3 protein-coding genes and 1 pseudogene are annotated in these 3,444 nt (G+C 55.3%); 3 read left to right on the top strand and 1 reads right to left on the bottom strand.

Annotated elements, in window-relative coordinates; genetic code table 11:
• On the top strand, positions 1-1,114 hold a 1,114-nt coding region (locus EOA28_RS29315; protein WP_128315549.1), incomplete at its 5' end, for a hypothetical protein.
• Complete coding sequence (locus tag EOA28_RS29310; protein ID WP_128315548.1) at positions 1,104-2,141, top strand: dienelactone hydrolase-related enzyme; 1,038 nt, start codon at positions 1,104-1,106, stop codon at positions 2,139-2,141. The genes EOA28_RS29315 and EOA28_RS29310, both read left to right, overlap by 11 nt.
• Here the strand turns inward: EOA28_RS29310 and EOA28_RS29305 are convergent.
• Positions 2,057-2,391: pseudogene (locus tag EOA28_RS29305) on the bottom strand (hypothetical protein); the annotation flags it as partial. The gene EOA28_RS29310 and the pseudogene EOA28_RS29305 overlap by 85 nt on opposite strands.
• A gap of 442 nt (positions 2,392-2,833) precedes the next feature.
• Here EOA28_RS29305 and EOA28_RS29300 point away from each other — a divergent pair.
• A partial coding sequence (locus EOA28_RS29300; protein ID WP_245501619.1) for an aminotransferase class III-fold pyridoxal phosphate-dependent enzyme occupies positions 2,834-3,444 on the top strand: 611 nt, incomplete at its 3' end.

The following is a 3,444-nucleotide window of genomic DNA, read 5'->3' as shown; positions in this document are numbered from 1 at the left end:
GAAATCGGAGGCGTTTTTTACTAACGGATCTCCCCTGAATTTATCGGCGTCGGTGTTTGCGGGTGTCACCGCTCTTGGGTTTTTGTCATATATTATGGGGATTCACAGCGTGACATATGGCCGGGCGGATGGCGTCGTCAAGCAGGTGGGGTTTCTTTGGACAGCGAATTGGACATTCGTCTTCATGGTATTTTTGCCACTGTTTTTTGCCTTCGTGACCGAGCTAGTGACCTTTTGGAAAGATGAAGGCCGCCCAAAGCTTATGGGGAATCGCAACAAGATGGAAAGCGACGATGCCTGGGCGCGCAGCGTAGAAGCTTCTTCGTATTCATATTGGGCGGTTTTTTTGATTTGTGTGGTGTTCGCCGGTCTTTTTCAGTGGATCGGCGTGTGTTTGCTCCCGCTGATGAAGGGCGGTGGCAATTATGCGACGGACTGGGGCAAGTTGGCGATTGTGCGCCCTGAGCTTATATCGGTGCCGGAAGAGGTCGTGTTCACCGGGCTAGCTTACCTCTATATGTGCCTGTGCTTTTATCTGTTCTTCGTAGGTCTCGTTTTGCTCTATACGGTGATCCATGACCTCTGGATTATTGGCGGGGCATCGAAAAGTGGGCCGGAGGCGGATTATCAACACGAGGTCAACGAAGCCAACCTCAGAGTGATGCGTGGAATTTTTCGGTGTACTGTTTTGGGGGTTCTGATCGGCATAGTCATGAAGCTCCAGAGTGCTTACCTGACATCGCGTGGAGAAAATATCGTGGCTTGGTTGGTCGGCGATATGTCGTCAGCCTTCTATGGCGGCAACGACGTGGGCGATGGGATCGCCTATAGGATGCCGACGCATTACAGCAGCTTTCTTATCGTTATTTCGACCTGTGTTGTTTTTGTGTACGGGACCATCCGTTTAGGCGGCGGAAGTCGGGTTCAGGTTCCCTTGTGGAAGATGTCGGCGGTCGTGGCGTTACTCGTTGCTGGCTACTTGCTGATCGACGCATTTGCTGGTTTTTCGATCCTGCTGGGCGTTGGAGTGCTGCTCGCGACATACGGCCTATTTGATCCCGGATTTGGTCGATGGCGAGCAAGCGAATTAGGAAAAAATCACAGTGTATCATAACTGGCTTGATCGTTGGGATGAGCGGCGTGCGCGACGCGGTGAGGTAGGGAAGAAGACAACGGATTTCATCCTTGACGCGGACCGCGCCTTTCCGGGCGCGGGGAAGATTGCAAGTATCGAGGAGTTTTGTGTTCTTGCCGACCAGGCCGTGGCTGATCCAGCCTTTTTCGATGAGCCGAGTGAGAGCGATGAGAGTTTTGAATGGAAAGACGGGTGGCTAAAATTTCCGTCGGACATTGCGACTGATATCGCACCGAACAATGTTGTGTGGGCGAAAATCACGGAAAGCGGGTCGTTCGATCGGGCGATGGTGATCTTTCACCATTGGAATGCAAGCGCGCGGAACCGTCGGATTGCCAGTTTTTTCTCGCGGCGTGGTATCACCGTTGTCGAGATTGCCATGCCGCATCACTTCGAGCGCAGCCGTCCTGGCTCCGTCCACGCCGATTATATGCTTAGCCCCAATCTCGGGCGAACGATCCAGTCCATAAGGCAGGCAGTATTGGATGGGCGAAAGCTCATACGTTGGTTGAAAAGCGAAGGCTATAGAGAGATTTCGGTTCTTGGCATGAGCTTAGGGTCCTGGGTCGCGGGGTTGATTGCTGCGCGCGATCAGGCCGTGTCAAAAGCCTCGCTGTTCCTGACGGCGGGGAGTCTAGCGGACATGGTCTGGACGGGCCGCGCGACACGATCGATACGCGATAGCCTTGAGCCTGAGATTGAGCTGACCGATCTCAGAAGGGCCTGGGGCCCACTTAACTTGGAGAATTACGCACATAGTCTGGCAAGGCCTGATCTCGATCTTCACGTCGTGTTCGCCAAGCGAGACAAAGTGGTATTGCCGGCGCTCTCGGCGAGGTTCATGCAGAGGCTGGAGAACGCCGGAGCCCGGCTAACTATTTTGGCGTTGAACTGTGGTCACTATTCGCTTGCCATGCCGCCTTACATTTTGTTGGCCGGTTTGAGCTTGAAACGGTTTCTGTCGTGTGCGGACAATTCTCCCCTGGGTTGGCGGCGGAAGCGGTAGTTTCCTCGTGCGGCGCGCACTGCCTTGGCGATCGCCTTGTTTATGGCTTCGAGGTCGCAGTTTTCGGGATGAAATTTGCGTCCGGCCCACCGGCGGATGGCCTTATGCTCTTCGTGACCGCTGTCGCGCCATGCTTGGAGGAACTCGGCATAGCCGTGCGGGCCGCCGACGTCCTCTGGCGGCCGGCTGCAATGCAGCGAGGACAATTGATGCCTGGCTCGCACGGAAGGCGTTCCAGACGGAGCAGATGGGCCGGAGACTGCTCAAAACAAAGCGATGCCTGTGCCGGCATTGATCATAACTCAACTTGTGCCGGCAGTGCTCGACGTAACGCTTACCGCGAACTGGACCATCGTGCTGCAGTGGTATGTCAATGGCGGAGACTAACCCACACCTCCTGTCGTATTTGTCGAATCCGCGACACAATGTTTTCGGCCTTGCTACCTGCTGCACTCCGGGTCAAGTCGTTGAACAAAGCCCATAAAAATATTTCTGAGGCGCCCTCGGCACAATTGGCATCACTTTTGAGAAGTCCTCTTCGTGAAACGACGCGGCGGCACCGGTGTTCGTCCAAGTTGAGCTGTGGCTCGGACATGGGTGCGCCAATCCGGCAAGCTCCCTGTTCGAGAGGGAATCCCATTTGCAGGCATTCCCGCCGGTCTACTACCCAATACTCAAAATAGGAGGCAACGATGACTGACGAAAGTAAACCGGATCGCGAGGAGGATTTTGCGATATTCAACCATCTTGAGTCCGAAGTGCGCAGCTACGCCCGCAGCTATCCCGTCGTTTTCGCGACGGCACGAGGCGCCCAGCTGTTTGCGCGCGATGGGACAGCCTATCTCGACTTTCTCATGGGTTGCTCAAGCCTAAATTATGGACACAACCCCCCTGCGCTGAAGTCCGCGCTCACAGACTACATTGCAGGTGACGGCATCACCCATGGCCTCGATCTGTATAACGAAGCCAAGGAGTCGTTTTTACGAGAATTGGACGAGACGATTTTCAGACCGCGACAGCTCGACTACGTCGTTCAGTTTCCCGGTCCAACCGGCGCTAACGCGGTCGAGGCTGCCCTCAAGTTAGCGCGCAAGATAACTGGTCGGTCCAACATCATAGCCTTCACCAACGGGTTTCATGGCCTGAGCCTTGGGGCTCTCTCCTGCACAGGCAGCCGATTTCACCGCGCAGCCGCTGGCCAGTTGCTTGGCCCCGTCACGCGGTTACCCTATGACGGCTACTTTGGGTCCAGTGTAGACACCGCCGACTACCTTGATCACCTGCTCTCGGATCCCTCCAGCGG

The organism is Mesorhizobium sp. M2A.F.Ca.ET.067.02.1.1 (genome assembly GCF_004023285.1).
Taxonomy (GTDB): domain Bacteria; phylum Pseudomonadota; class Alphaproteobacteria; order Rhizobiales; family Rhizobiaceae; genus Mesorhizobium.
Note: the sequence above shows the minus strand (reverse complement) of the source record. Positions and strands in the feature narration are given on the sequence as shown.